Annotated in this window: 27 protein-coding genes; 26 read left to right on the top strand and 1 reads right to left on the bottom strand. The window is 46.2% G+C overall.

Features of this window, described 5'->3' with window-relative positions; translation table 11 throughout:
- Positions 1–30: 30 nt before the first annotated feature.
- The 14 genes from hisC to BLQ13_RS06275 all read left to right on the top strand — a co-directional run bounded on the left by hisC (position 31) and on the right by BLQ13_RS06275 (position 11530).
- Positions 31–1131 carry a histidinol-phosphate transaminase gene (gene hisC, locus BLQ13_RS06345; RefSeq protein ID WP_090917200.1) on the top strand — a complete coding sequence of 367 codons (1101 nt, stop codon included), beginning with the start codon at positions 31–33 and terminating at the stop codon, positions 1129–1131.
- A 26-nt stretch (positions 1132–1157) separates the two neighbouring features.
- Positions 1158–2252: a prephenate dehydrogenase gene (locus BLQ13_RS06340; RefSeq protein ID WP_090917198.1), complete on the top strand. Its 1095-nt coding sequence runs from the start codon at positions 1158–1160 to the stop codon at positions 2250–2252.
- 677 nt (positions 2253–2929) lie between these two features.
- The gene (locus tag BLQ13_RS06330; protein WP_090917194.1) at positions 2930–3523 is read left to right on the top strand and encodes an RNA polymerase sigma factor; all 594 of its coding nucleotides are present in this window, start codon (positions 2930–2932) and stop codon (positions 3521–3523) included.
- Entirely contained in the window at positions 3520–4155 is a 636-nt protein-coding gene (locus BLQ13_RS06325) for an anti-sigma factor family protein (RefSeq protein WP_090917192.1), read from the top strand. The genes BLQ13_RS06330 and BLQ13_RS06325 overlap by 4 nt, the downstream gene beginning before the upstream one ends.
- A gap of 44 nt (positions 4156–4199) precedes the next feature.
- A complete protein-coding gene (locus BLQ13_RS06320) occupies positions 4200–4802 on the top strand; it encodes a histidine phosphatase family protein (protein WP_090917335.1) in 603 nt (200 codons plus the stop codon).
- Between the two features lie 234 nt (positions 4803–5036).
- Complete coding sequence (locus BLQ13_RS06315) at positions 5037–6155, top strand: hypothetical protein (RefSeq protein ID WP_090917190.1); 1119 nt, start codon at positions 5037–5039, stop codon at positions 6153–6155.
- 44 nt (positions 6156–6199) lie between these two features.
- A complete protein-coding gene (locus tag BLQ13_RS06310; protein ID WP_090917188.1) occupies positions 6200–6706 on the top strand; it encodes a gamma carbonic anhydrase family protein in 507 nt (168 codons plus the stop codon).
- Positions 6707–6729: 23 nt separating this feature from the next.
- Positions 6730–6909, top strand: coding sequence for an IDEAL domain-containing protein (locus BLQ13_RS06305; RefSeq protein WP_090917186.1), 180 nt, complete (start codon positions 6730–6732; stop codon positions 6907–6909).
- Positions 6910–7083: 174 nt separating this feature from the next.
- Positions 7084–7506 (top strand): DUF2487 family protein, encoded by a 423-nt coding sequence (locus BLQ13_RS06300; RefSeq protein WP_090917184.1) that lies wholly within the window; start codon positions 7084–7086, stop codon positions 7504–7506.
- A 193-nt stretch (positions 7507–7699) separates the two neighbouring features.
- Positions 7700–8242, top strand: a complete 543-nt coding sequence (locus tag BLQ13_RS06295; protein ID WP_090917182.1) for a QcrA and Rieske domain-containing protein — start codon at positions 7700–7702, stop codon at positions 8240–8242.
- A gap of 15 nt (positions 8243–8257) precedes the next feature.
- Positions 8258–8929 (top strand): menaquinol-cytochrome c reductase cytochrome b subunit, encoded by a 672-nt coding sequence (gene qcrB / locus BLQ13_RS06290; RefSeq protein ID WP_017687726.1) that lies wholly within the window; start codon positions 8258–8260, stop codon positions 8927–8929.
- 22 nt (positions 8930–8951) lie between these two features.
- A complete protein-coding gene (locus BLQ13_RS06285; RefSeq protein ID WP_090917180.1) occupies positions 8952–9839 on the top strand; it encodes a menaquinol-cytochrome c reductase cytochrome b/c subunit in 888 nt (295 codons plus the stop codon).
- 128 nt (positions 9840–9967) lie between these two features.
- Positions 9968–10594, top strand: coding sequence for a DUF1405 domain-containing protein (locus BLQ13_RS06280; RefSeq protein ID WP_090917333.1), 627 nt, complete (start codon positions 9968–9970; stop codon positions 10592–10594).
- A gap of 66 nt (positions 10595–10660) precedes the next feature.
- On the top strand, positions 10661–11530 hold the full coding sequence (locus tag BLQ13_RS06275) for a sporulation protein YpjB (RefSeq protein ID WP_167375653.1): 870 nt from the start codon (positions 10661–10663) through the stop codon (positions 11528–11530).
- 141 nt (positions 11531–11671) lie between these two features.
- On the opposite strand, the gene BLQ13_RS06270 is transcribed toward BLQ13_RS06275, so the two are convergent.
- Positions 11672–12541 carry a YitT family protein gene (locus BLQ13_RS06270; protein ID WP_090917176.1) on the bottom strand — a complete coding sequence of 290 codons (870 nt, stop codon included), beginning with the start codon at positions 12539–12541 and terminating at the stop codon, positions 11672–11674.
- 195 nt (positions 12542–12736) lie between these two features.
- Here BLQ13_RS06270 and BLQ13_RS06265 point away from each other — a divergent pair, with 195 nt between their 5' ends.
- The 12 genes from BLQ13_RS06265 (at position 12737) to BLQ13_RS06210 (ending at position 22734) form a co-directional block, all read left to right on the top strand.
- Positions 12737–13066 (top strand): nucleotide pyrophosphohydrolase, encoded by a 330-nt coding sequence (locus tag BLQ13_RS06265; RefSeq protein ID WP_090917174.1) that lies wholly within the window; start codon positions 12737–12739, stop codon positions 13064–13066.
- A 50-nt stretch (positions 13067–13116) separates the two neighbouring features.
- Positions 13117–13641, top strand: a complete 525-nt coding sequence (locus BLQ13_RS06260; RefSeq protein WP_090917172.1) for a tetratricopeptide repeat protein — start codon at positions 13117–13119, stop codon at positions 13639–13641.
- A gap of 100 nt (positions 13642–13741) precedes the next feature.
- Positions 13742–14545, top strand: a complete 804-nt coding sequence (gene dapB / locus BLQ13_RS06255) for a 4-hydroxy-tetrahydrodipicolinate reductase (RefSeq protein WP_090917170.1) — start codon at positions 13742–13744, stop codon at positions 14543–14545.
- A gap of 18 nt (positions 14546–14563) precedes the next feature.
- Entirely contained in the window at positions 14564–15004 is a 441-nt protein-coding gene (gene mgsA, locus BLQ13_RS06250) for a methylglyoxal synthase (protein ID WP_090917168.1), read from the top strand.
- Positions 15001–15690, top strand: a complete 690-nt coding sequence (gene bshB1, locus BLQ13_RS06245) for a bacillithiol biosynthesis deacetylase BshB1 (protein ID WP_090917166.1) — start codon at positions 15001–15003, stop codon at positions 15688–15690. The genes mgsA and bshB1 overlap by 4 nt, the downstream gene beginning before the upstream one ends.
- A 338-nt stretch (positions 15691–16028) precedes the next feature.
- A complete protein-coding gene (gene bshA, locus BLQ13_RS06240) occupies positions 16029–17189 on the top strand; it encodes an N-acetyl-alpha-D-glucosaminyl L-malate synthase BshA (RefSeq protein WP_090917164.1) in 1161 nt (386 codons plus the stop codon).
- A 41-nt stretch (positions 17190–17230) separates the two neighbouring features.
- Complete coding sequence (locus tag BLQ13_RS06235; RefSeq protein WP_090917162.1) at positions 17231–18529, top strand: CCA tRNA nucleotidyltransferase; 1299 nt, start codon at positions 17231–17233, stop codon at positions 18527–18529.
- Positions 18516–19493 (top strand): biotin--[acetyl-CoA-carboxylase] ligase, encoded by a 978-nt coding sequence (locus tag BLQ13_RS06230; protein WP_090917160.1) that lies wholly within the window; start codon positions 18516–18518, stop codon positions 19491–19493. Before BLQ13_RS06235 ends, BLQ13_RS06230 begins: the two co-directional genes overlap by 14 nt.
- 353 nt (positions 19494–19846) lie before the next feature.
- Positions 19847–20719, top strand: coding sequence for a 3-methyl-2-oxobutanoate hydroxymethyltransferase (gene panB / locus BLQ13_RS06225; protein ID WP_090917158.1), 873 nt, complete (start codon positions 19847–19849; stop codon positions 20717–20719).
- Positions 20719–21621, top strand: a complete 903-nt coding sequence (gene panC, locus BLQ13_RS06220) for a pantoate--beta-alanine ligase (RefSeq protein ID WP_090917156.1) — start codon at positions 20719–20721, stop codon at positions 21619–21621. The genes panB and panC overlap by 1 nt, the downstream gene beginning before the upstream one ends.
- The gene (panD, locus tag BLQ13_RS06215; protein ID WP_090917154.1) at positions 21614–21997 is read left to right on the top strand and encodes an aspartate 1-decarboxylase; all 384 of its coding nucleotides are present in this window, start codon (positions 21614–21616) and stop codon (positions 21995–21997) included. Before panC ends, panD begins: the two co-directional genes overlap by 8 nt.
- Positions 21998–22089: 92 nt before the next feature.
- Positions 22090–22734, top strand: coding sequence for a tetratricopeptide repeat protein (locus BLQ13_RS06210; protein WP_090917152.1), 645 nt, complete (start codon positions 22090–22092; stop codon positions 22732–22734).
- The last annotated feature ends 54 nt before the right edge of the window (positions 22735–22788 follow it).

Genomic DNA, 22788 nt, shown 5'->3' with positions numbered 1-22788 from the left:
TCTAAGTTTGAACAACAGGAGGCGGTCGAGTTGAAACCGAAATCCCAGATTGTCAATCTGCCTGTGTATAAACCGGGCAAACCGATTGAAGAAGTAAAACGTGAACTGGGGCTGGAGCACGTCATCAAGCTGGCCTCCAACGAGAACCCCTATGGCAGTTCTCCCGCTGTACTTGAGGCAATGACGAGAGAATTGGCTAATGTAAGTATTTATCCCGACGGAAGTGCTGCAGAACTGACAGCGGTGCTTGCCAAGCATTTGGAAGTAGAGCGAGACAATTTGATTTTTGGCTGTGGATCAGATGAGATTATTGCGCTGATCACGCGGGCGTTCTTTCTTCCCGGAGATGAGACCATTATGGCGGACCAGACCTTCTCCGTGTATAAAAGCAATGCGGACATCGAAGGTGCAGTAACGATAGAGGTCCCTTTAAAAAATGGAACTCACGACTTGCCAGCAATGCTGGCGCAAATCAACGATAAGACCAAAGCTGTCTGGGTGTGCAATCCGAATAACCCTACAGGTACGATCATTTCCGAGCAAGAGCTGATTAGCTTTATGGACCGGGTACCGTCGAATGTAATGGTTGTGCTGGACGAGGCTTATTATGAATTTGTAACGGATGAAGCTTATCCGCAAAGCATTTCATTGATCGATCGTTACCCCAACCTGGTTGTTCTGCGGACCTTCTCCAAAATTTATGGCTTGGCATCACTCCGCATAGGCTACGGAATTGCACGTCCAGAGATTATTGACCTGATTAACCGTGTCCGGGAACCGTTTAACACCTCTCGTTTTGGGCAGGTTGCTGCAATGGCTGGACTTCAGGATCAGGCTTTTGTTCAGGAGTGTTCCAAACGGAATGCTGAAGATCGGGAATGGCTGCAAAATGAATTTTCACGACTGGGTTTGCCTTATTTCCCAAGTCAAGGTAATTTTATTTTGGTTGACGTCAACATGCCATCCGTCGAAGCATTTCAGTCTTTGTTGAAACAAGGTATTATCGTTCGCTCGGGCTTTCACGTCTATCCAACTTACATTCGTGTGTCTGTGGGAACAGCGGAGCAAAATCGTGCTTTTATAGCGGCGCTGGAGAACACACTGGCGGAGTATGTGGCAGCACGCCCTTAATACTGGCGATGAAAGAGTGAGGACCCATGACCATAAAAATTGCAATGATTGGTGTCGGACTCATCGGCGGTTCACTTTCGCTTTGCTTTAAAGGCAAGCCGGGGGTTACCGTCATGGGTTACGCACATTTGGAAGAGTTAAAAGACAAGTACATAGCGAGCGGAGTAGTGGATGCTGCGACGCTCTCTCTGGAAGAAGCGGTGCAGGATGCCGACTTCATTTTTTTGTGTGTGCCTGTTGGTTTGCTTGAATCGTATTTTGAACAACTGTCCAGACTGCCGCTGAAAAAAGGTTGCATCATTACCGATGTTGGGAGTACGAAAGCTTCCATTGCAGCTTGTGCGGAACAGATTCGGTTAAAAGAGGCTTACTTTATAGGAGGGCACCCGATGGCAGGATCGGAACGGGCGGGTGTAGACGCAGCGTCAGCTGTATTATTTGAGAACGCCTATTATGTTCTGACCCCGTCCGTTCACGTGCCTGAGGAGGCGTATGGCCGCTTATCCGAGCTTTTAGCGTATACTCGTGCTCAGATTGTTCGGGTAGAGCCCCTGTTGCATGATGATATTGTAGGTGCGATCAGTCACCTGCCCCATGTTATTGCTGTTGCTTTGGTGAATCAGGTACGTGAATATAACGAATCTAATCCGCTGTATAAAATGCTGGCAGCAGGTGGTTTTCGGGATATTACGAGGATTGCGTCCAGTGATGCGATTGTCTGGAGGGATATTCTGCTGAGTAACCGTGACGTGCTGCTGGAGTTGCTTAAGGACTGGAATAGTCAAATGTCGTCTTTTACAACGATGTTAGAGCAAAAGAACGGGGAAGGCATTGAGGATGCATTTCGTCAGGCGCGGGAATTCCGCAGTGTATTGCCTGAGCGACGCAAGGGCATGATCTCGCCTTTATTCGATCTGTATACAGATGTGCAGGATGCCCCGGGTATGATCGGTAAAATAGCAACAGAGCTCGGGACAAATGATATCAACTTGAGTAACCTTGAGATTATTGAAAACCGGGTGGACGTGCCGGGGATTATGCGTTTGTCATTCCGTCAGGAAGAAGATATGGAACGAGCGAAGACTCTGCTGGCATCACTAGGTTATCAGGTGTGGATTTAGGTTGACAAAAGAGGGCGAGAGCTCTCTTTTTTTTGTAACCAGTGGGAGAATTATGTTTTTAGACAAAAAAAAGACCGCTTACATAAGCGGCCATTGCTCACGTGGAGCAATACAGTTATTGGATAGGAGTGGAGAGAAACCATACTGTACTTTTATTATATGTATACGTTTTCATTTTGTCAACACTTTGGACAAATTTATTTGTATAAACTTAGATTTCAAGGAAAAACACTACAATCAAGGCTTTTAATCTTAGCAAAATCATTCGTGAGGTACGAAAAAGAATATTGATAGAATGCGCCAAAAAAAATTCCGAAAAAAATATCTCATTTTTGTAACCTTTTTAGAAATGGTCACGTCTATATATGCAAGGCTTTCCAAAATGCTGTATTAGGAAGTCATGACAACGAAATGAATGGCATATAAATGTTAAGTCGGACAAAAGTGGATAGCAATGGATTTGCCAGGATGATGCAGACCGTTGTACAATGTTACTGTTATGTAGAAACGTTGGGGAAATTGCCATTACATAGGGGAATTTGGCGGAAGGGCCGAAAACGGTGCTGGACGCTTTTTTTATGCGGTTGAACCGCAACTTTTTTACGCCTGTTCGGTAATACATGGATAGAGTCGAACGGGGAGAAGCACATGGATGGGCGAGGAGGGGTCGCACTCAAATGACGGATTCCCAGTTGATTCGAGAGATCAAGGAAGGTAACGTTGAGTTATATTCCGAGCTGATGAGTCGTTATCAGCGTAAAATACTGGCTTTCGTATATCATATGTTGAAAAGTTCCAATATGGAGCTACTTGCGGAAGATCTCTGTTCTGAGACATTCTACAAGGCGTTCCGCAGTTTACACTCTTTCCGTGAGGTGGATGCTTCATTCTCCACTTGGCTGTATACCATTGCTAGAAATACGGTATTGAGTGAGCTTCGCAAACAGCGTAGTGGGAATGTTCCGCTTGAAGAGAGCGGCGTAGTTCCTGTTGCTCCTATGGAGAATGCTCCTGAGCATGCTGTTCTGCGTAGCGAGCGGGTGATGCTGGTTAGAGATGCGATTAACAATTTACCAGAGAAGCAACGTTCTGCGATTATACTCCGTGAGTATGATCAGCTCGACTATCAGGAAATTGCAGGTATTTTGGGGCAGAGCGTTAGTTCTGTTAAATCGCTGTTATTCAGGGCAAGATCAAGCGTAAAAACACAGTTGGAGCCTTATTTCTTCGAGCCGATGTACGAGCCATATGAAGGGATGAAGAACCGATGAATTGCAATGAAGCCCAGGAACTGTTTGCATTGGTCTGGGACTTACCGGAATCTCATCCTCAGCGAATTGCTTTTCAAGCACATCTCGCTGGTTGTGAAGATTGTTCGGAGCAGTTTGAAGTCTGGGAGGAAGCCCAGATGTTGCTGCACAGCATCCCGGTTCCAGTGACAGAGCAACAGGCAGAGAGGGTCAACCGAAACGTAATGGACCGGATTTACGCGGAGTCTCCATGGCTATTACCAGAAGAGGCAAAGGTTAATCGATTCTCTGCGGCAATCCGTAAACATATGTCTTTGTGGATTGCGGCGTTCCTGGCTATTTTTTTATGCAGCTTTCTGTACATGGCGATGTTCAAGCCAGAGGTTTCAGAAGCTGAGAAGTCCAATGTAATTACAACAGGCATCCTTGAGACTGGGGTTGCTGGAAGTACATCTTCATCTTCGGGATTATATAAGTATGACATCCCTGGAGCGAATAAAGGGAGTATCATTGAACCTTTTGTTGTAAGTATGGGGCCTGCGTATCCTCAATACTGGATGGCATTGTCTCTGCTTGCCATAGGAATGGCTTTGTTTTCACTTGGACGTATGCATCGATCAACAACTAAACGTAAACAAGGTGTGGGTGCGTAGGTTTCTAACCTGGCGTTCGCTGTGTGGAGAAATGAGGGATGAATGTGCGGATCGGACTTGTTCGTCATGGTCTGACAGATTGGAATGCGGCTGGCCGCATACAGGGGCAGACGGATATTCCTTTGAATGAGGAAGGACGTAAGCAGGCAGAATGCCTTGGTAGACGTCTGCAGTCTGAGGACTACCAGTGGGATTTTATTGTGACGAGTGGTTTATCAAGGGCACAGGAAACGGGAAAGATTCTTTCACGGATGCTGGATGTACCTATGCTTGAACCGGACGCACGATTGAAAGAACGAGCATTTGGTCAGGTTGAGGGCCTTACTTCGGATGAACGGGTTGCGCGTTGGGGGAAATCCTGGGATACACTTGATCTGGGACAAGAGCACATCGAGGATATTCAAGTACGTGCGCTGGCTTTTTTGGACGATTTATGGTCTGCTCACTCGAAAGAAAATGTACTGATTGTAACCCATGGTGCTTTTCTTGCTAACCTGTTAACGGCGTTATATCAGGATAAATACACCGAACGCATTGGCAATCTGTCGCTGACCATTCTGGAGAAAGAACATGAAGATGACTGGACTCCACTCTTATATAATTGCACACAACATCTGTCTATGGATACCGCCAAACAATCTGAGTGATAAGCTCAGGTTGTTTTTTTATACCATCTACATTTAAGAGATTAAACAGGACTGCGGATAAACTCTACTGTTTCTCTTCTGATTGATTGTTTTGAGGCATAAGATGAGATAAAACAAAAAAAATGGCAAGAAGAGGTTTAGATTGTGGAGAATCCGTCAACCATGTTTACAAAACCACACTGTTGAAGGCCAGATCAGCAACCTAAAGCAGTGAACGGGTGAGGCGATGGATCCATGAATCTAGCAGATATGCTGACTTTTGCTGATATTGGCCAGCTTAATCGAATAGCAGACTACTATCAATGTGAATGCAAGCCTAATTCCAAACATGAACTCATCCAGAGCATCCTCACAACATTGGGTAGTAAACCTTTCTTTGAGCAACAGATACGTCAATTGAACCAGGCAGATCAACGGTTTTTGAACAACCTGTTATTTGACCCCCGCCAATTTTATGGTATGGAGGAGCTCATCGCCATAGCCCGTCAATCGATGGACAAAAAGGAGAGTGAGGCAGGCTCGAGTCCGCGTGATCTCATTATTCGCTTTACCAAAAGCGGCTGGCTGTTCAATGGGACTACACAACAGACCAGATATCTCTATCAAGTGCCTAAAGACTTGAAACTGAGGTTCAGAGATGTATTATCTACCCATTTACGAGCAGGTATTGTTAAAACGACAGAGCCCTCCATGTATCGTGAGGAATATCATCTGATGGCGGAAGATCTGAAGTTGTTCCTGAAATTTGTGCAACAACATGAGATCGCTGTGAATGCCGAGGGCATGATGTACCGACGCTCACAGCAGCAACTTATGGAGCATCTGCATATCTCTGAGGAACTGGTAGGCAAAGCCGGGTGGCGCTTCGGATATGGTCGTTCGTTCAAGGATTATCCGGATCGATTCGCACTGCTGTATGATTATGCGTTTCATCACCGATTGATTCGAGAAGAACAGGGGTGTCTCAGGCTGACAGGGGCTGGTGAAGAGAAACTGGGGGCCGAGAAAACAGCCGAAATGATACAGCTGTTTCGGTTTTGGTTAAGACTTTATAAAGGTGCTGTTCCAAATCTGTCCTCGATTGTGTACTGGACAGGCGAATGTGCCGAGAATTGGTCTACAAGGGAATCTCTTTTTCAGCAAATTGGCCCGTTTATCCAGCCGTTTTACTATGACACCGCTGAAGATATCTATGATAAGCGGATCATTAAAATGATGATGCATCTAGGCTTGATTCGTGCAGGTGAGCATGAACAAGGAAGAGTTGTGCAGATGACGGCTTGGGGATTAAAGCTCGCATCATCTTGCCGCTCCATCTCTGCTGATGTTGCACCTATTGTGTTTGACAAGTGAAGGACAAGTTGCTACAATCACTCCCAAATTAAGGAGTGATACGAATGATAATTCCATACAAAGGTATAAAGCCAGTGCTACACCCTTCCATATATATGGCGGAGGGTTCAAAATTGATAGGTGATCTGCAAATGGACGAAGATTCTACCGTTTGGTTCAATGCAGTTCTGCGGGCCGATTTGGCACCTATTATTATTGGAAAGCGATGCAATATTCAAGATAATGCTGTAGGACATGTAAACACCGACCAACCTCTTATTCTGGGAGATGATGTCTCCGTAGGACATGCTGCAATCATTCATGGTTGTACCATCGGAACAGGGGCATTGATCGGTATGGGAGCCATTGTACTCAATGGTGGCGAAATCGGTGAGTACTCACTGATTGGAGCCGGTTCTGTAGTAACTGAAAATAGTAAAATTCCGCCCTATACTCTCGCTTTGGGGACACCTGCCAAAGTGATTCGTGAATTGACTGAAGCTGATCTGCAGCGGATGTCGAGAACTTCACTGGGTTATGTAATCAAAGGAAGAGAATATAGGAGCTCTTAAATCCGTTTTGGAGGTGCATCCTATTGGATAAAATGAAAGTTACGTATGAAGTCATGTTGGGGCTGGCGGCTGAGATGGTTTGGGACGAGGCGCTTCGCAAACAGAAGAGTGAAAAGCTTTATTTGGAAATCGACAAAGCGTTAGCTACCGGAGACGAAGTAGCTTTCCGGAGTCTGACGGATGAACTGAGGACGATCAATTAACGGATCAATATAGAACCATTCAAATGAATAGTGGATAAAAAGGAATGCGCAACCGCGCATTCCTTTTTTTAATATTTTTTTATATAAACCTAAAAATTGAATGAATATCTGGCTTTATAACATATGCTCATATATAATATGGGAATAAAATGGATAGGAAGGGGATATAGGGAATTGAAATTCAGTGAGATGAATCAAGACAGCTGGGCTGAACTGCAACTCTATCTGGATACCTGCCTTGTTCCGTTCACGGCTATGAGCGGCAAACAGTCACCGGTTGAAGCGACTGAAGCGCTGGAACGGCTGAGAGATTTTCTGGATACGGTGGAGATTCCTTTTAAAGGAAGAATTATGACGTACCCAGCCTATCATTACGCAAGTTCGCAAATGTCAATGACATTAAATACTTTGTCGACTGAACTCAAAGCTTCTGGATTTAAGTATGTGGTAATTATGTCAGCAGATGGATCATTTGTGGAGATGGACATTCCAGCCGCGGATTTACTTTTGAGTCAAAAGGATCTAGCAGGGCAACTCGAAGAAGGGACAATTGCCCGACATGTCGGGCAATGCATTCGAGACCTATGGAAAAGGTGACATCTTGATGACAAATGTGACAAATTTCCAACAGTTTTTTAACAACGCTTACAATTGAACCTTAAAAATGTGTGACAAATTCTTGACGGTGTTCTAGGGCTACTATATGATTATGTATGTTCTAGTAAGTCGTGGAATTTATGATAATGAAAACGATTGAGAGAGTTGGCTGAAAAAGGGGGTTGGAGACAGTATGAGCAGTGAGCATGACCAGCACGAAGCCTCGATGAAACCGCCAAGCAAATTGGAAATGTCGCGCAGGCAGTTTTTGACGTATACGCTTGGTGGAGCTACAGCCTACATGGCCGCCGGTGCAATTCTTCCTATGGTCCGTTTTGCGGTGGACCCGATTTTGCAACACAAGGGAGAAGGAACCTCTGTCAAAGTGGCTGAGATCAGCAAAATTACAAATGAACCTCAAGAATTTACGTTCGAACTGAAACAACAGGATGGCTGGTATTTGAGTAATGCTTCGTTGGTGGCCTGGATTCGCAAGGACGAACAAGGGAAAATTTATGCGCTTTCACCTATCTGTAAGCATTTGGGATGTACAGTGGGATGGAACAGTGACAAAAACTACCCGAATGAGTACCATTGCCCATGTCACGGCGCGCACTATGACAAGGAAGGGAAGAATCTTGCCGTAGCCCCGAAACCATTGGATGAATATGTGGTTAAGGAGGAACAAGGCTGGGTTTATCTGGGCGAGATTGTTCCGAACACCCGAGTGAAATAGGAGGCGTGAACGCAGATGTTTAAAAATGTCTATGACTGGATTGACGAGCGTCTTGACATCACGCCAATATGGCGGGACGTTGCGGATCATGAAGTGCCAGAGCATGTAAACCCGGCGCATCACTTTTCCGCATTCGTATACTGTTTTGGCGGATTAACGTTCTTTATTACAGTTATTCAGATTCTGTCAGGTATGTTCCTGACGATGTACTACGTTCCAGATATTATTAACGCGTATGCAAGTGTTGAGTATTTGCAGACGAAAGTAGCTTTTGGTCAGATTGTACGCGGTATGCACCATTGGGGGGCCAGTTTGGTTATCGTCATGATGTTCCTACATACGATGCGTGTATTCTTTACAGGCTCATACAAGGCTCCGCGTGAAATGAACTGGGTTGTCGGCATGTTGATTTTCTTCGTCATGCTCGGTCTCGGTCTGACAGGATATTTGTTGCCTTGGGATAACAAAGCGTATTTTGCAACAAAAGTAACGCTGGAGATTGCCAACACCGTACCTTGGCTTGGACCAATTATCAAAGAATTCCTGCAAGGAGGAACCATCGTTGGTGCACAGACGCTGACACGATTCTTCGCATTGCACGTCTTCTTCCTCCCTGCGGTGCTTCTGGTGCTTCTGGTCGGACACTTTATCATGATCCGCAGACAGGGCATTTCGGGACCACTATAAACCAAAGAAGGGAGGAAACGTAATGGCTCACGGGCACAAGGGCAATGATGAGGAAAAAGTTATCTTTGTCGGTGATTCACGCGTCCGCAAAGGGTCGGGGTTCATTACTCCACCTGATTACACGGCATATCCCGGCAAATCGGAAGCATTTATTCCTAACTTCTTGCTCAAAGAGTGGATGGTCGGGGTTGTTGTTCTGGTCGGCATTCTCGTGTTGACCATCTCGGAACCTGCACCTCTCGGTTATCCGGCTAATCCAAGTGCATCGGTTATCCCGATGCCAGACTGGTACTTTCTTTTCCTGTATCAGTATTTGAAATATCCTTATGCATCTGGAGATTATGTCCTGCTGGGTGTACTGGGTGTCAGCGGTGTCGCATTCGGAGCTCTGCTGCTGGCTCCTTTCCTGGATACGGGGAAAGAGCGTCGTTTCTACAAACGTCCAATTGCCTCAGCTTTAATGTTACTGTCCGTTATCTCGGTATTCTATCTGACAAATGTAGCGTGGACACACTACAAGCACGAGCTTGAAGCGTCAGGACAGAAGCCGGAGCATATTCAGCGGGAGGAAGAGGCTCTGGAGAAACATGAACAGGGCTTGCCTACTTCTAATGCACCGGGACAGCAGCAGGAGGAAGTCGCGATTGTTGACAAGGACGATTCTGCGATGGAAACGTACAAAAAGGCTGGATGTATTGGCTGTCACGCAACCGATATGAAAGGCCAAGGCAACGCACCTTCTCTTCGTGGCGTCGGTGACAAGCACAGTCAAGAAGAGATTGTGACGATTATTAAAGAGGGCTACAATGGAATGCCTGCAATGTATGACCAAGCTATAGCCCAAGGTGTTACCGATGACGAAATCACTCATCTAGCCGAATGGCTTGCGAAACAGAAGGCAGAACAGTAAAATCGAATTAATGAAAAAACCTGATCGTTATGCGGTCAGGTTTTTTTGAAGTCTATTTTGATAATATCTGAAATTCGGTAATCGAGATGAAGTGTCAAGAATGAGTGAAGGAAGAAGGTGCAGTGGTCGTGGCTTTATCGTTTTTTTGGAGCAGGGAGTTTTTAACCAATCGGTATTTTCTGTGGCTTTTGTTCTGGTGTAATGCGCTTGGTACGGTTTACGGGTATATCTGGTATGGTGAACAAATGAAATGGACTCTTGCCCACCAGCCAGTATGGCAGATCGTATTTGTGCCAGATAGCCCAACAGCAAGCTTGTTTTTTACATTAGCGCTGTTGTGGGTACTGTATCCTGTAAAGTCGGCAGTCCTGCAACGAATTGGACATATTATCCAGGCACTCGCTGTAGTTACCTCTGTTAAATATGGCGTATGGGCTGTATCTATCATTTTTGCTGGCTGGTCTCAAGGAGGAGCACAGCACTGGCAGGACTGGATGCTGATCGCTTCCCATAGTGCCATGGCAATTGAAGCACTGATATATGTACGCTTCTTCGGCTTCCGATGGTTGTCATTGATTGTGGCAGGTCTCTGGACATTGTTGAATGATACGATGGATTATACATACGATATTTACCCGTGGTTGCCTGCAACGCTGTACCAACATGTACAGGCTGTTCGTAATTTTACAGTCACGTTGACCATCGCGAGCATTGTTGCGGCTTGGCTTGCGTTAAAGCAGGCTAAAAGAGCCTGAGTATACCAGCTTAGCTTGTTCTAACCAGCCATCCCTCGCCATACATTGATGATGGGAGGGATGTCCATGAAGAGAACATTCAGGAGTCTAGCGGGATGGTTGACGATATCACTCATGGCTCTGCTGCTTTGGACCAATGCTTCGTACAGGGTATCCGCGCAAAGTGGTGAATTCAAACCAAATGTGAATCAGGAAGTTTCCTCAACTTATACCATTGCACAAATGAATGAAGAGGCTACTGTGCTATATCGCAGGGTGCTTGAAAATAACATGGAGGAAGTACGTGCCAGCGTTACGCGTATCGGGAATAGTCTGGCGCATGTCTCGTTTGAGGGTCAAACCTCTGTTGAGGGAATTCATGCGTTGTCCGAAACGGTGGTAGAAGTCAAGGAGGCTACAGCTAAATTCAAAGGGGATAGACATCTGCTTCAGCAAGCTTCAGCCAAACTCAGACTTGCTACGGACAGTCTGGCCAATCCGGCTAAACCGCTCTGGCTCCAATATTATAAAATTGTGAAGAACGATCTGGATGCGTTATCACTGGCAGTTAATCAGAACAACAGTGCAGCGATTCTGACTAATCGCTTTAGTGTTCTTGAAGAGCACTATGAAACGATCCGTCCAGCGGCGATCATTCGGCTTGAGCCGTATCAGATCGCTCAAATGGATGCTTGGTTATCCCATCTCAAAGGACTGACACATGCAAAGCAGTCTGATCGATCACAGCTCCGTAGCATGACCGAACATGGAGAGGAGTTAGTCAATCAACTGTTTGGACGTGAAAAGGATGAGAGTGCCTTTGTGCCCTATGTACAGGGGCCAGACCGCCGGGCAGCAGGGCTAATAATTAGTTCTGTCATTGTTGCTACGCTGAGTTATGCGGGGTACCGTAAGTATCGTGCCGAGCAACAGGATATTTTTACATATCGCCGCTAGTCATTTTCCCTATTTATCATGATAGATATATCATAAACTGAACAACGAAAACCTCTTACCACAAAGACAGCCGTTAGACTGACGTCTTGCTGTGGGAAGAGGTTTCTTTTTTTGCATATTTACTATCGTAAAAATAAAGTCTCAGCTTTCTTTAAAACCTTCCCCATGCACATCGTGTACATCACTGATAATGACAAATGCCCTGGGATCAATGGAACGTACAATCGTTTGTAACCTGCGAAATTCTTGCCTGGAAATAACACAGTAGGCCATATGCTTTGCTTGTTTCGAGTAAGCGCCGATGGCTGGAATGAGCGTAACGCCGCGATCCATATCTTTGGTGATTTGATCGGCAATCTCGGGAGCATGATCGCTGATGATCATAAATGCACGGGCTGAATAGGCACCTTCCTGAATGAAATCGATAACCTTCGATGCAATAAACACAGCTACGAGTGTATACAGAATTTTTTCCTTGGGAATGTAAATGAGGGAAAGGCCAATGATCACAAAGTCGATACCTAACAGCACTCGTCCCATACTCCACCCATATTTTCGATTCAGGATACGCGCGATAATGTCGGAACCACCTGTCGTACCGCCCCAGCGGAACACGATGCCAAGCCCGGCTCCCAAGGTAACCCCTGCATATAATGCGGCCAAGAGAAGATCATTCTCGGTATGTAATGGTTCAATCCAGCCTTGATGAATCATTTTCTCAAACAGCCACAGAAATAAGGTCAACGCCCCAATCCCGACTCCGGTATAAATCATCTGTCTGCTACCGAGCACTTTAAGCCCAATCAGAAATAACGGAACATTTAAAATAAGAGTGGTGAGGGACGGGGAAACCCCGAAGGCATAGTTAATGAGCACGGTAACCCCGGTAAGTCCGCCCTCCATCAACTGATTGGGGATAATAAAATAAAGAAGCCCAAAGGCGTATAAAGCTGTACCCAACAGTATTGGGAGTACAAGTTTTAGTTGAATCCACGTTTTGGTAGTGCTCATAAGATCCCTCTCTGTACTTGAATTAGAATGAGGAAGTCATCATTCCCATCTTAGTATACCTGTTTCTATAGTCTTTAAAAATGATTATGCCGGACATTAATCATGATTTGTACCGTAGGATGGTGGAAGTAAACATCAATAACTGATATTATTAGGAACAAACACGACATCAGAATAGAAGGAGAACCTGCTCTCATGGAGAAAAGTATGGCGGAAATGCAGCGTGAGGTTGACCTCTATATTTCTCAATTTAAAGAGGGATATTTCAGTCCTCTGGCCATGCTGGCCCGGATGTCTGAAGAGGTTGGAGAGCTTGCCCGTGAAGTGAATCACGAGTTCGGAGAGAAACCGAAGAAAGCTTCCGAAGCTGCCAATTCAATTGAACTTGAACTTGGTGATATTTTATTTATCACTATCTGCTTTGCAAACTCGCTCGGTATTGATCTGGCTGAAGCGCATGACAAAGTTATGCATAAATTTAATACCCGCGACGCAAATCGGTGGACTCCAAAAAACACCGATTAGGCGTAGATTACATATGCTGTACCATCACCCGCACGGGGAGGGTCAGCTTGATGATGAAACCGGAAGATTATATGCAGCAGGCTTACCGCTGTATATTGCAAAATGATTTTGAGCAAGCCATTCGCTGGTTCGAAGCGGCTATTCATGCTCACCCGGAGCATGCCGAGTTATATTATCGCTGTTCCATAACGCACGCCCGAAGCAAACATTTGCTTCCTGCACTCGAATATGCCCGCAAGGCGGTGGAACTATCCGAAGGTGCCGAAGAATATGTGCTTCATCTGCAGACACTTGAAGCGAAGCAACTTACAGTTAGAGCCAAATTACTGCTTGAGCAGGCTGGAACAGAATCAAGCAAGCCATATGTCGAGGCTTCCCAACTTCTTAAAGAAGCCATTAGGCTGGATCCACTGTCTGTGGAGGCACATGTGATGCTGGCTCTTGCTCACAGCGATCTGAACGAATACGAAAGTGCCCTTCAGGTGTTACAGGATGCAATTGTGCTTGATCCGCAGAACAGGCAGTTGTATCAGATGTTACAACAAACGAAGCAACGGTTGAAATCGATGCAGTAATTGATATTCACAGTCGAGTGTTATAATAAATACAGACTGGATGAGATGCATGGGTTAACACGACTAGATGAACTAACATAGTGAAGGAGATGCAGCCAAGATGAGTGAAGTGATAAGAGTTGCCGTGATCGGAGCGGCTGGACGAATGGGCCGTGAAGTTGTGAAACTGGTACTGCAAGACCCGGATTTGGAACTTGCAGCCGCTGTCAACCGCTCCGGAGCAGGCACGGATGCAGGAACGCTGGTAGGACTGCCAGAGTGTGGCGTATTGGTAACCGATGATATCGAGATGGCTTTTGCTGAAACCAAACCACAGGTCATGGTTGACTTTACAGTGCCTCAATTTGCTTTTGCTCATACAGAGATTGCTATCCGCCATGGCGTAAGACCCGTCATGGGTGTTACCGGCTTTACGCCGGAGCAGATTGAACAGTTGGACAAGCAATGCCAGGAGAAAGGTATTGGCGGACTGATCGCGCCTAACTTCTCGATTGGAGCCATCCTTATGATGCGTTTTGCAGCACAGGCAGCCAAACATATGCCTAACGTAGAGATCATTGAATACCATGGCGATCAGAAGCTGGATGCACCTTCAGGAACAGCGATCAAAACAGCTGAATTGATTGCAGCCAATCGTGAAGAAATTCGTCAAGGCAATCCGAACGAAGAAGAAACGATTGAGGGTGCACGTGGTGGATATTATAACGGATTCCGCATTCACAGCGTGCGTTTGCCAGGTGTATTCGCACAGCAGGAAGTTGTATTTGGCGATTACGGACAGTCGCTGAAAATTCGTCATGATTCATATGAGCGTGCTGGTTATATGCCAGGAGTCAAGATCGGTGTACAAAAGGTGATGGAATATACAGGACTCGTTTACGGCTTTGACCACTTTATCGACTAAAGGAGATTGAAGATTGTCATGTTGAAAATCGCATTTATTGCCCACGATCGTAAAAAAGAAGAAATGGTAAACTTCGTTACGGCCTATGAGCCTGTGTTTACAGACCATCAATTATATTCAACAGGTACGACAGGTCTTCGTATTATGGAAGGTACATCCCTGCAGATTCATCGTTTTGAATCAGGGCCACTTGGGGGAGACCAACAGATTGGAGCGTTGGTTGCACAAAACGAGATGGATCTGATCATTTTCCTTCGTGATCCGTTAATGGCACAACCCCATGAGCCGGACATTAATGCACTGCTTCGCCTGTGCGATGTTCAGGGCATTCCACTGGCTACCAATATTGCAACAGCCGAGATCCTTGTTAAAGCTCTTGACCGCGGCGATTTTGCCTGGAGGGAACTCGTACATAAGTATAAGCCGGACGCTGGATTGAATACAGGTGACTCTCAATGAGTCTAGATATTCTTATCTTCGGTGCACATGCGGACGATGCCGAGATTGGCATGGCTGGAACGATTGCGAAACATACGGCTGCCGGGTTAAAGGTAGGCGTATGTGACCTGACTCGTGCCGAGATGTCCTCCAATGGCACCGTGGAGCGTAGAACCGAGGAAGCGGAGCAAGCCTCACGCGTCCTCGGTCTTTCGTGTCGAACAAATCTCGAATTACCTGACCGGGGGCTGTATGTTACACCAGAACATGTAGAAGCGGTTACCGCTGAGATTCGCAGACATGCACCTCGAATTGTTTTTGCACCTTACTGGGAGGATCGGCATCCCGATCATATTATGTGTAGCAAACTCGTGCAAGAAGCGGTATTTAACGCGAAGCTTCGAAATTATATGCCGGACATGCCAGCTGTACAAGTGAAGGAAACTTATTTTTACTTTATCAACGATATCGGTCCTACGGATTTGATTGTGGATATTACGGAACACTATGAACAAAAGGAAGCCTCGCTTCGCTGTTATCGATCTCAGTTCGAGCAGGGTGCAGGCATCGTATCTACACCGCTGAATCAAGGTTATATCGAACGAGTGAGGGCACGTGATTCCTTACTTGGACAACGTAGCTTAATCCCGTTTGCAGAAGGATTTGCAACGATAACGCCTTATGTAGTGAAACAGTTTGGCGTCTAAACGGCGCTACCTCTGTATATAGATAGAACCATATATTCACACTTGAACGGAGAGGACAGAAAATACCTGAAAAAGCGAAGCGCTCGCCTAAAAGCTTCCTGAAAGAAAGCTACTTTGTAAGCATAGGCTCATCACCGGATTTTCCCCTTTAGCAAAAGGGAATCCAAAAAATCTGGGGATAACAGCGATTAGCAGGTAATTCTTTCATCGGAGTGGACGTGTGAATTATAATAGGTCTAGTTATATAAACAGACCATAAACAAATCATGACATCAATCAATTTCCGTTGCATGATATCAACCTGCAATATGCGGGAGATCAAAGGAGCGTCCAACCCGATGGATCAAAAGCTAAAAATCGGAATCACCTGTTATCCGTCCCTCGGAGGATCCGGGGTTGTCGCAACGGAACTCGGCAAATTGCTGGCCGAACAGGGACATCAGGTTCATTTTATTGCGAACAGCATTCCGTTCAGATTAGGAAAGTTTCAGAAGAATATCTTTTATCATGAAGTAGAGGTTAACGATTATTACGTGTTTCGGTATCCTCCGTATGACCTGTCTTTAGCAACCAAGATGGCTCAGGTGGCAAAGGCTCAACAGCTAGACTTGCTACATGTGCATTATGCTGTACCGCATGCGGTATGTGCATTTCTAGCCAAACAGATGGTCGGAGACAATCTGAAAGTGGTTACAACCCTGCATGGGACGGATATTACGGTACTTGCTCAGGATGAATCGTTGAAAGATCTGATCCGTCTTGCGATCAATGAAAGTGATGCGGTAACAGCTGTTTCTCAGGATTTGATTCGGGAGACGGTTGAACTACTGGATATTCAGCGTCCGATTGACCTGACCTATAATTTTATTGATAAACGTGTTTATTATCCAAGAGATGCAGCGAGTCTGCGACGTGATTATGCTGCCCCTCATGAAAAAATACTGATGCACATCTCGAACTTTCGTCCAGTCAAGCGAACACAAGACGTAGTGGAAGTATTCCGTCAAGTTCAGGAGCAGGTTCCCGCGAAGTTGTTGTTTGTGGGTGAAGGCCCAGACTTGCCCAAAATTCAGTGTAAAATTAAAGAACTGGGCTTGAGTGAAAAGGTTCATTTCCTGGGCAGACAGGATGATGTGGCTCAGGTGATATCAATGGCCGACATTTTAATGCTTCCATCCGAGAAAGAGAGCTTTGGTCTGGTAGCACTTGAAGCGATGGCATGTGGTGTGCCTACGATTGGTTCGCAGGCTGGCGGTATTCCGGAACTAGTATTGCATGGGAAAACAGGATTCCTCTCTCCGATCGGGGATACCCAATCTATGGCTGAGAATGCGATTCGTCTTCTGACGAATGAGCGTTTGGCTGCCGATATCCGGGAGGCTTGCCTTCATCGTGCACATCATGATTTCTGCAATGACTCCATTCGGCAGGAATATGAAAAGATATATTATCGTGTGCTTGGAAGAGAAATCCCCAGTCTCAATCCCGTTTGCGGTTAAGTGTGGGGAACCACAACTGGCAAGAGAAGAGGTGATATGTGGTGGTTCAATGGACACAAGCAGATGATGAAATGGCAAAACAAAGTGAGAATGTCCTTACTCGATTAAATGAACATAGCTTCGAGGCTTATTGGGTTGGCGGCTGTGTTCGGGATGAAATATTGGGGCGTGCCGTGGACGACATGGACATTACGACCTCTGCTTCTCCCGAGCAAGTTATGGCTCTCTTTGATGATTGTATTCCTACGGGATTACAGCATGGGACTGTGACGGTCCGCTCTGGCGGCTATTACTTTGAAGTGACGACCTTTCGGACAGAGTCGGAATATAAGGATAATCGCAGGCCTGCAGCAGTGCAGTTTGTTCAAGACATCAAGGAAGATTTAGAGCGGCGTGATTTCACCATGAATGCTCTTGCAATGGACGTGAAGGGAGCTATAGTTGATCCTTTTGGCGGACAAGTTGATATTAAACAAGAGCTTGTGCGTTGTGTAGGCCTGGCGGTTGAGCGTTTTGGTGAGGATGCTCTGCGTATGTTGCGCTGCGTTCGGTTCGCTTCCGTCTTTAATTTCAGGATTGCGTACAATACATGGAAGGGACTCGTTGATCAACGCGAACTGCTCCGGCATATTGCGATGGAACGTGTTCGTACCGAGATGGTAAAAATGATGGCAGGTCCTCATCCGCTCAAAGGATTGGAATTGTTATTTCGCAGCAGAGCGCTAGAATATGTCAAAGCACCAGTGGATTCTTCCAGGTTTAATAAAGATTTGTTAACTGGCTTGCAACATTTGGCAGGAGAACATGTGTTGCTTCGATGGTCGTGTGTGTTGCTGGCTGGTGGATACAACCGGGAAGAAGCAGACAAGTTATTGCGGCTGTGGACATTTTCCAACGAACAACGTGTTCGAATTACGGGTGTGCTTCAGATGGAGCAACTGGTGACTGATTTTGTGGAGCAGTGCGAAGATGATCAAGGGCTGCGGGAAAACTGGATTGTGTCCGTACTCCATTGTGGTGCTCAGGCGGCTAACGACTGGCTGCTCTTGCAAGAGCAATTGCCGAAACAGTGGCGTGAAGGTTCTGAACAGACACATGATCGACTCGTTAAAGTTCAAACTCTCGCGGCAGACTGGAGCCGATCCATGCCAGTCCACGCAATAAAAGAACTCGAAATCACTGGTGAACAGGTGTTGCAATTAGTGGAGCGCAAAGGTGGACCTTGGCTCGGACAACTCATGAAACATCTGCTCAGGGAAACGGCGATTGGAAATATAAAGAATCAGTATGAAACACTAAGTGCTGAAGTGAAACGGGTGGCTGCGAATGACCAAGCATGAGGACTTATTACATATGTTACTTCATGCTGACGGACAGTTTGTGTCGGGCGAGGAGATTAGCCGGCATCTGTCCATCAGCCGAACCGCCGTATGGAAACATGTCAATAAATTACGGGAGATGGGTTATGAGTTTGAAGCCGTTTCCCGTAAAGGGTACCGTCTGATCACGAGACCTGAAAGCATTGATGAGACAGCTCTCCAACTTGCTCTGAAGACGACGACATTTGGCCGTAAAGCGATCATGCTGTCCTCAACGTCATCTACACAGGCTGATGTTCTTAAGCTGGCAGAAGAGGGCGAGAGTGAGGGCGCGGTGGTTTTTGCTGAAGAACAGACTGGCGGCAGGGGGCGTTTCGGCCGCAAGTGGTTCTCCCCTCCTGGAAAAGGGATCTGGATGAGCGTGCTGCTACGCCCCGAATTACCGTTGCAACATACGCCCCAGCTTACCCTTATGACTGGTGTAGCTGTATGTCGAGCGATTCGAGCTTATACTGGTGCAGAGGCTGGCATCAAATGGCCGAATGACTTGTTGATTAATGACCGTAAGATATGTGGCATTTTACTTGAATCTGCGGTGGAAGATCATCAGGTTCGATATTGCATTGCGGGCATTGGCGTAGATGTAAATTTCGATTCTCAGGATTATCCGGAAGACTTGCAACAGATTGCCACCTCGATTCAGATTGAAACAGGGCAAGCTATTGATCGGACGGGGCTGGCAGCCGCTATTTTAACGGAAATGGAACATCTTTATTTTTTATATCAAAAAGAGGGATTTGGAGTTATATCTTCAATATGGGAAGCGTTGTCCGTTTCGTTAAATCGGAAGGTGACTGTAACCAATCCTCACGGTGTGATTGAGGGAACAGCTGTAGGGCTGGACTCTTCGGGAGCACTGGTAGTTGAGAAGCAGGATGGGGTACGCGAACTGATCATATCTGGCGAAGTGACTTGGAAAAGCTGATATTTTGTCGAAAACTCTTGAATGATCTCGAACATAAGACGTGAACTTTGAGCAGAACTTTGGTATACTGTTTTCGTGAGGCGGTATCGGGCTGTAAAGACCGAGCTGCACTCCGATGAGCAGTAACCTTAGTTCTGCTTGATGCGTTTTACGTAGACAAGTAGGACAGCAATAGCAAGGAAAAAATGGAATAAGAACAAATGTGTTGTTGGATTCTGCTCTGAGCCGAAGAGGACCGAGACAGAAGGGACGATCGCAAGTGACTCTTTTTTGACTTTTCGGGACTTTTTAGTGGAAAACTAAAAGGTTTTTTTGTTGCGTTTAATTGAAAAGGTGAGAGGGGCACAAGACAAATGGCAAACAAACAAGCATTAAACATTGTGAAGATGAAAAAATACAAGCAAGATGGCATCCCGCTTAGCATGATTACAGCTTATGACTATCCAACTGCTCTGCTCGCCGAAGAAGCCGGCATTGACATGATTTTGGTGGGCGACTCTTTAGGTAATGTTGTCCTTGGTTATAACTCAACTTTGCCAGTCACGATTGATGATATGGTCTACCACACTCGGTCGGTTGTGCGTGGAGCGGAACACACGTTTATCGTTGCAGATATGCCTTTTATGACGTATCACGGTAGCGTTGATGAAACATTGAAAGGTGTTCGTCGCTTGATGCAGGAAGGTCATGCCCATGCGGTCAAAATGGAAGGCGGCGTTGAGATTGCAGAGACAGTCAAGGCTGTTGTGCAAGCGGGTGTGCCTGTGCTCGGACATATTGGATTAACACCACAATCGGTGAATCAGATCGGTGGTTACCGGATTCAGGGCAAGGATGCAGCAGATGCCAAACGTCTGATGGATGAAGCCAAAGCGCTTGAAGCCGCAGGGGCTTTCGGCATCGTGCTCGAGCTCGTGACGGAAGAAGTGGCCGAGGCAATCTCGAAGGAATTGTCGATTCCGACCATTGGCATTGGTGCAGGGCGGGGATGTGACGGTCAAGTGCTCGTTTTTCATGATGTGGTTCAATATGCTTCACCATACACGCCTAAACGATTTGTCAAAACCTATGGTGATGTAGGAAGTGTGATTCGCAGCAGTATTGAAACGTATGTAAAAGAAGTGAAGGATCGTTCCTTCCCGGCCGAAGAGCATGTTTTCAGTGCAGCGGATGGCGTGCTGGATGGATTGTATGGACAACGTAAAGAAAAGGTGGAAATTCGCTGATGAAAGTCATACGCACGATCACAGAGTTAAGACGGGAACTAAGCTTGATGCGAAAAAAGCAAGCGATCCATTCCGAAGAAACGATCGTTGGACTGGTGCCCACCATGGGATACCTTCATCAAGGCCATGCCAGTCTGATGAAAGCAGCGAGAGAACAGAGCCACATCGTTGTTCTAAGCATCTTCGTTAATCCGATACAGTTTGGCCCGAATGAAGACTTTGAAAGTTATCCGCGGGATGAACAGCGCGATCTTGAAACGGCTCGTGCTGAAGGGGTAGATATCGTATTTATTCCCTCGGTGGAAGAGATGTATCCCCAGCCGACGCAAACGACGATTGCAGTATCCGGGATTACAGAGCGCTTATGTGGCGCATCCCGGCCAGGACATTTTAACGGGGTGACTACCGTAGTATCGAAACTGTTTAACATCGTGCAACCGCAGAAAGCCTTTTTTGGGATGAAGGATGCACAGCAGGTGGCCGTTATTGAGCAAATGGTACATGATCTGAATATGCCAGTGGACATTATCCCTTGTCCTATCGTTCGTGAGCAGGACGGTTTGGCGCTCAGCTCCCGTAATGTCTATTTGAGCGCAGAGCTACGTCAGGAAGCTTTGGTCTTGTCTCAGGCACTGCGCGCCGCACAGGAGTCGGTGGAGATTGGAACAGCCGTTACAGCGAAAGACATTCGTCGTCTGCTTCATGAACATATTGGCAAATCTGCGCATGCTGTCATTGATTATGCCGAGATTCAGGCTTTTCCAAGTCTGGAGCCTCTTGCAGACCAAGAGGAATTGAATGCATATGATGATCTGCTAATTGCACTAGCCGTGAAATTTGGGAAAACAAGATTGATTGACAATATACGTATTCAAAAAATGGAGGTGTTGTCCCATGTTTAGAACTCTAATGAAATCCAAGATTCACCGTGCTACGGTAACGGAAGCCAACTTGAACTATGTGGGTAGCATTACCATTGATGAAGACCTTATGGAAACTTCGGATTTAATGGAAAATGAAAAAGTGCAAATTGTGAACAATAACAACGGAGCAAGGCTGGAGACTTATGTAATTCCAGGACCTCGCGGCAGTGGCGTCATCTGTCTGAACGGTGCTGCCGCTCGTCTTGTACAGCCTGGAGATACAGTCATTATCATTTCTTATGCCATGATGTCACAGGAAGAAGCGAATACGCATAAACCTACCGTGGTGTTTGTGGACAGTCAGAACAAACCGGTTCAGACGATGAAGAAAGAAGTTCACGCCACGATCTTGTAATCGACTGGGAAGGGGAATGAAATCGGCCCATCCAGCAAAAAATGAGTACAGGTCACTGCACTAATTCATTTTCCAAGGGTGGGGATGCATCGATGTTCCAGCATGTTTTCGCCGAAATGAACGACATGTTAGATGAAATTATCAAGAGCTATCCTTCCGCTGAAGGTCTGAACAAACAGGAGCTGCAACAAAAATGGAATTTGCTCAAACGAATGAGTGACGGGATGCTGGATGAATGGCTGATGTTTGAAGAAAAGATGAGTCAGATTCGGGAAAGGGAGCTGGACAAACCGGCTTCACTTGAGCCGGAGCAGGAAGCAGTGACAGCTTTGCCTGAACTTCATCTTGAATGCTTCAGCCGCGGCCAAGGATATTTTAAGCTACAAATGTATCCGCAGGCTATTGATCAATTCTTACGGGTTGTGAACGATTACCCGGATAGTGCCTTAGCCCGTTTTTATCTGGCACTCGCACACTTAAGTCTGGAGCAGATTTATGAGTCTGAAACCCATTTACAGCAGATTATGCTACTTAAGGGATCAGCAAGACTCAAAGGCCTTGTATGTAATGCTCTGGGCTGTATCCAAGCGAAGCTCTCCAATCCAGAAGCAGCATGCTCCCTGTTCGCACAGGCCCTTCAGTATGACCCGACGTTGACCGAACCTCTGTACAACATGGAAGTTTGCAGGCTGAACAGAGGTAAACTGCAATACGCAAACCAGCTAGGGTGTGTCTGAAAATCTGCACTTGCACTTCAGTCTGTTTCAAGACATGCCCAAATTGCCCTGAAT

Source organism: Paenibacillus polysaccharolyticus (assembly GCF_900102085.1).
Lineage (GTDB): Bacteria > Bacillota > Bacilli > Paenibacillales > Paenibacillaceae > Paenibacillus > Paenibacillus polysaccharolyticus.
This window is presented reverse-complemented; position numbering and strand designations above follow the sequence as displayed.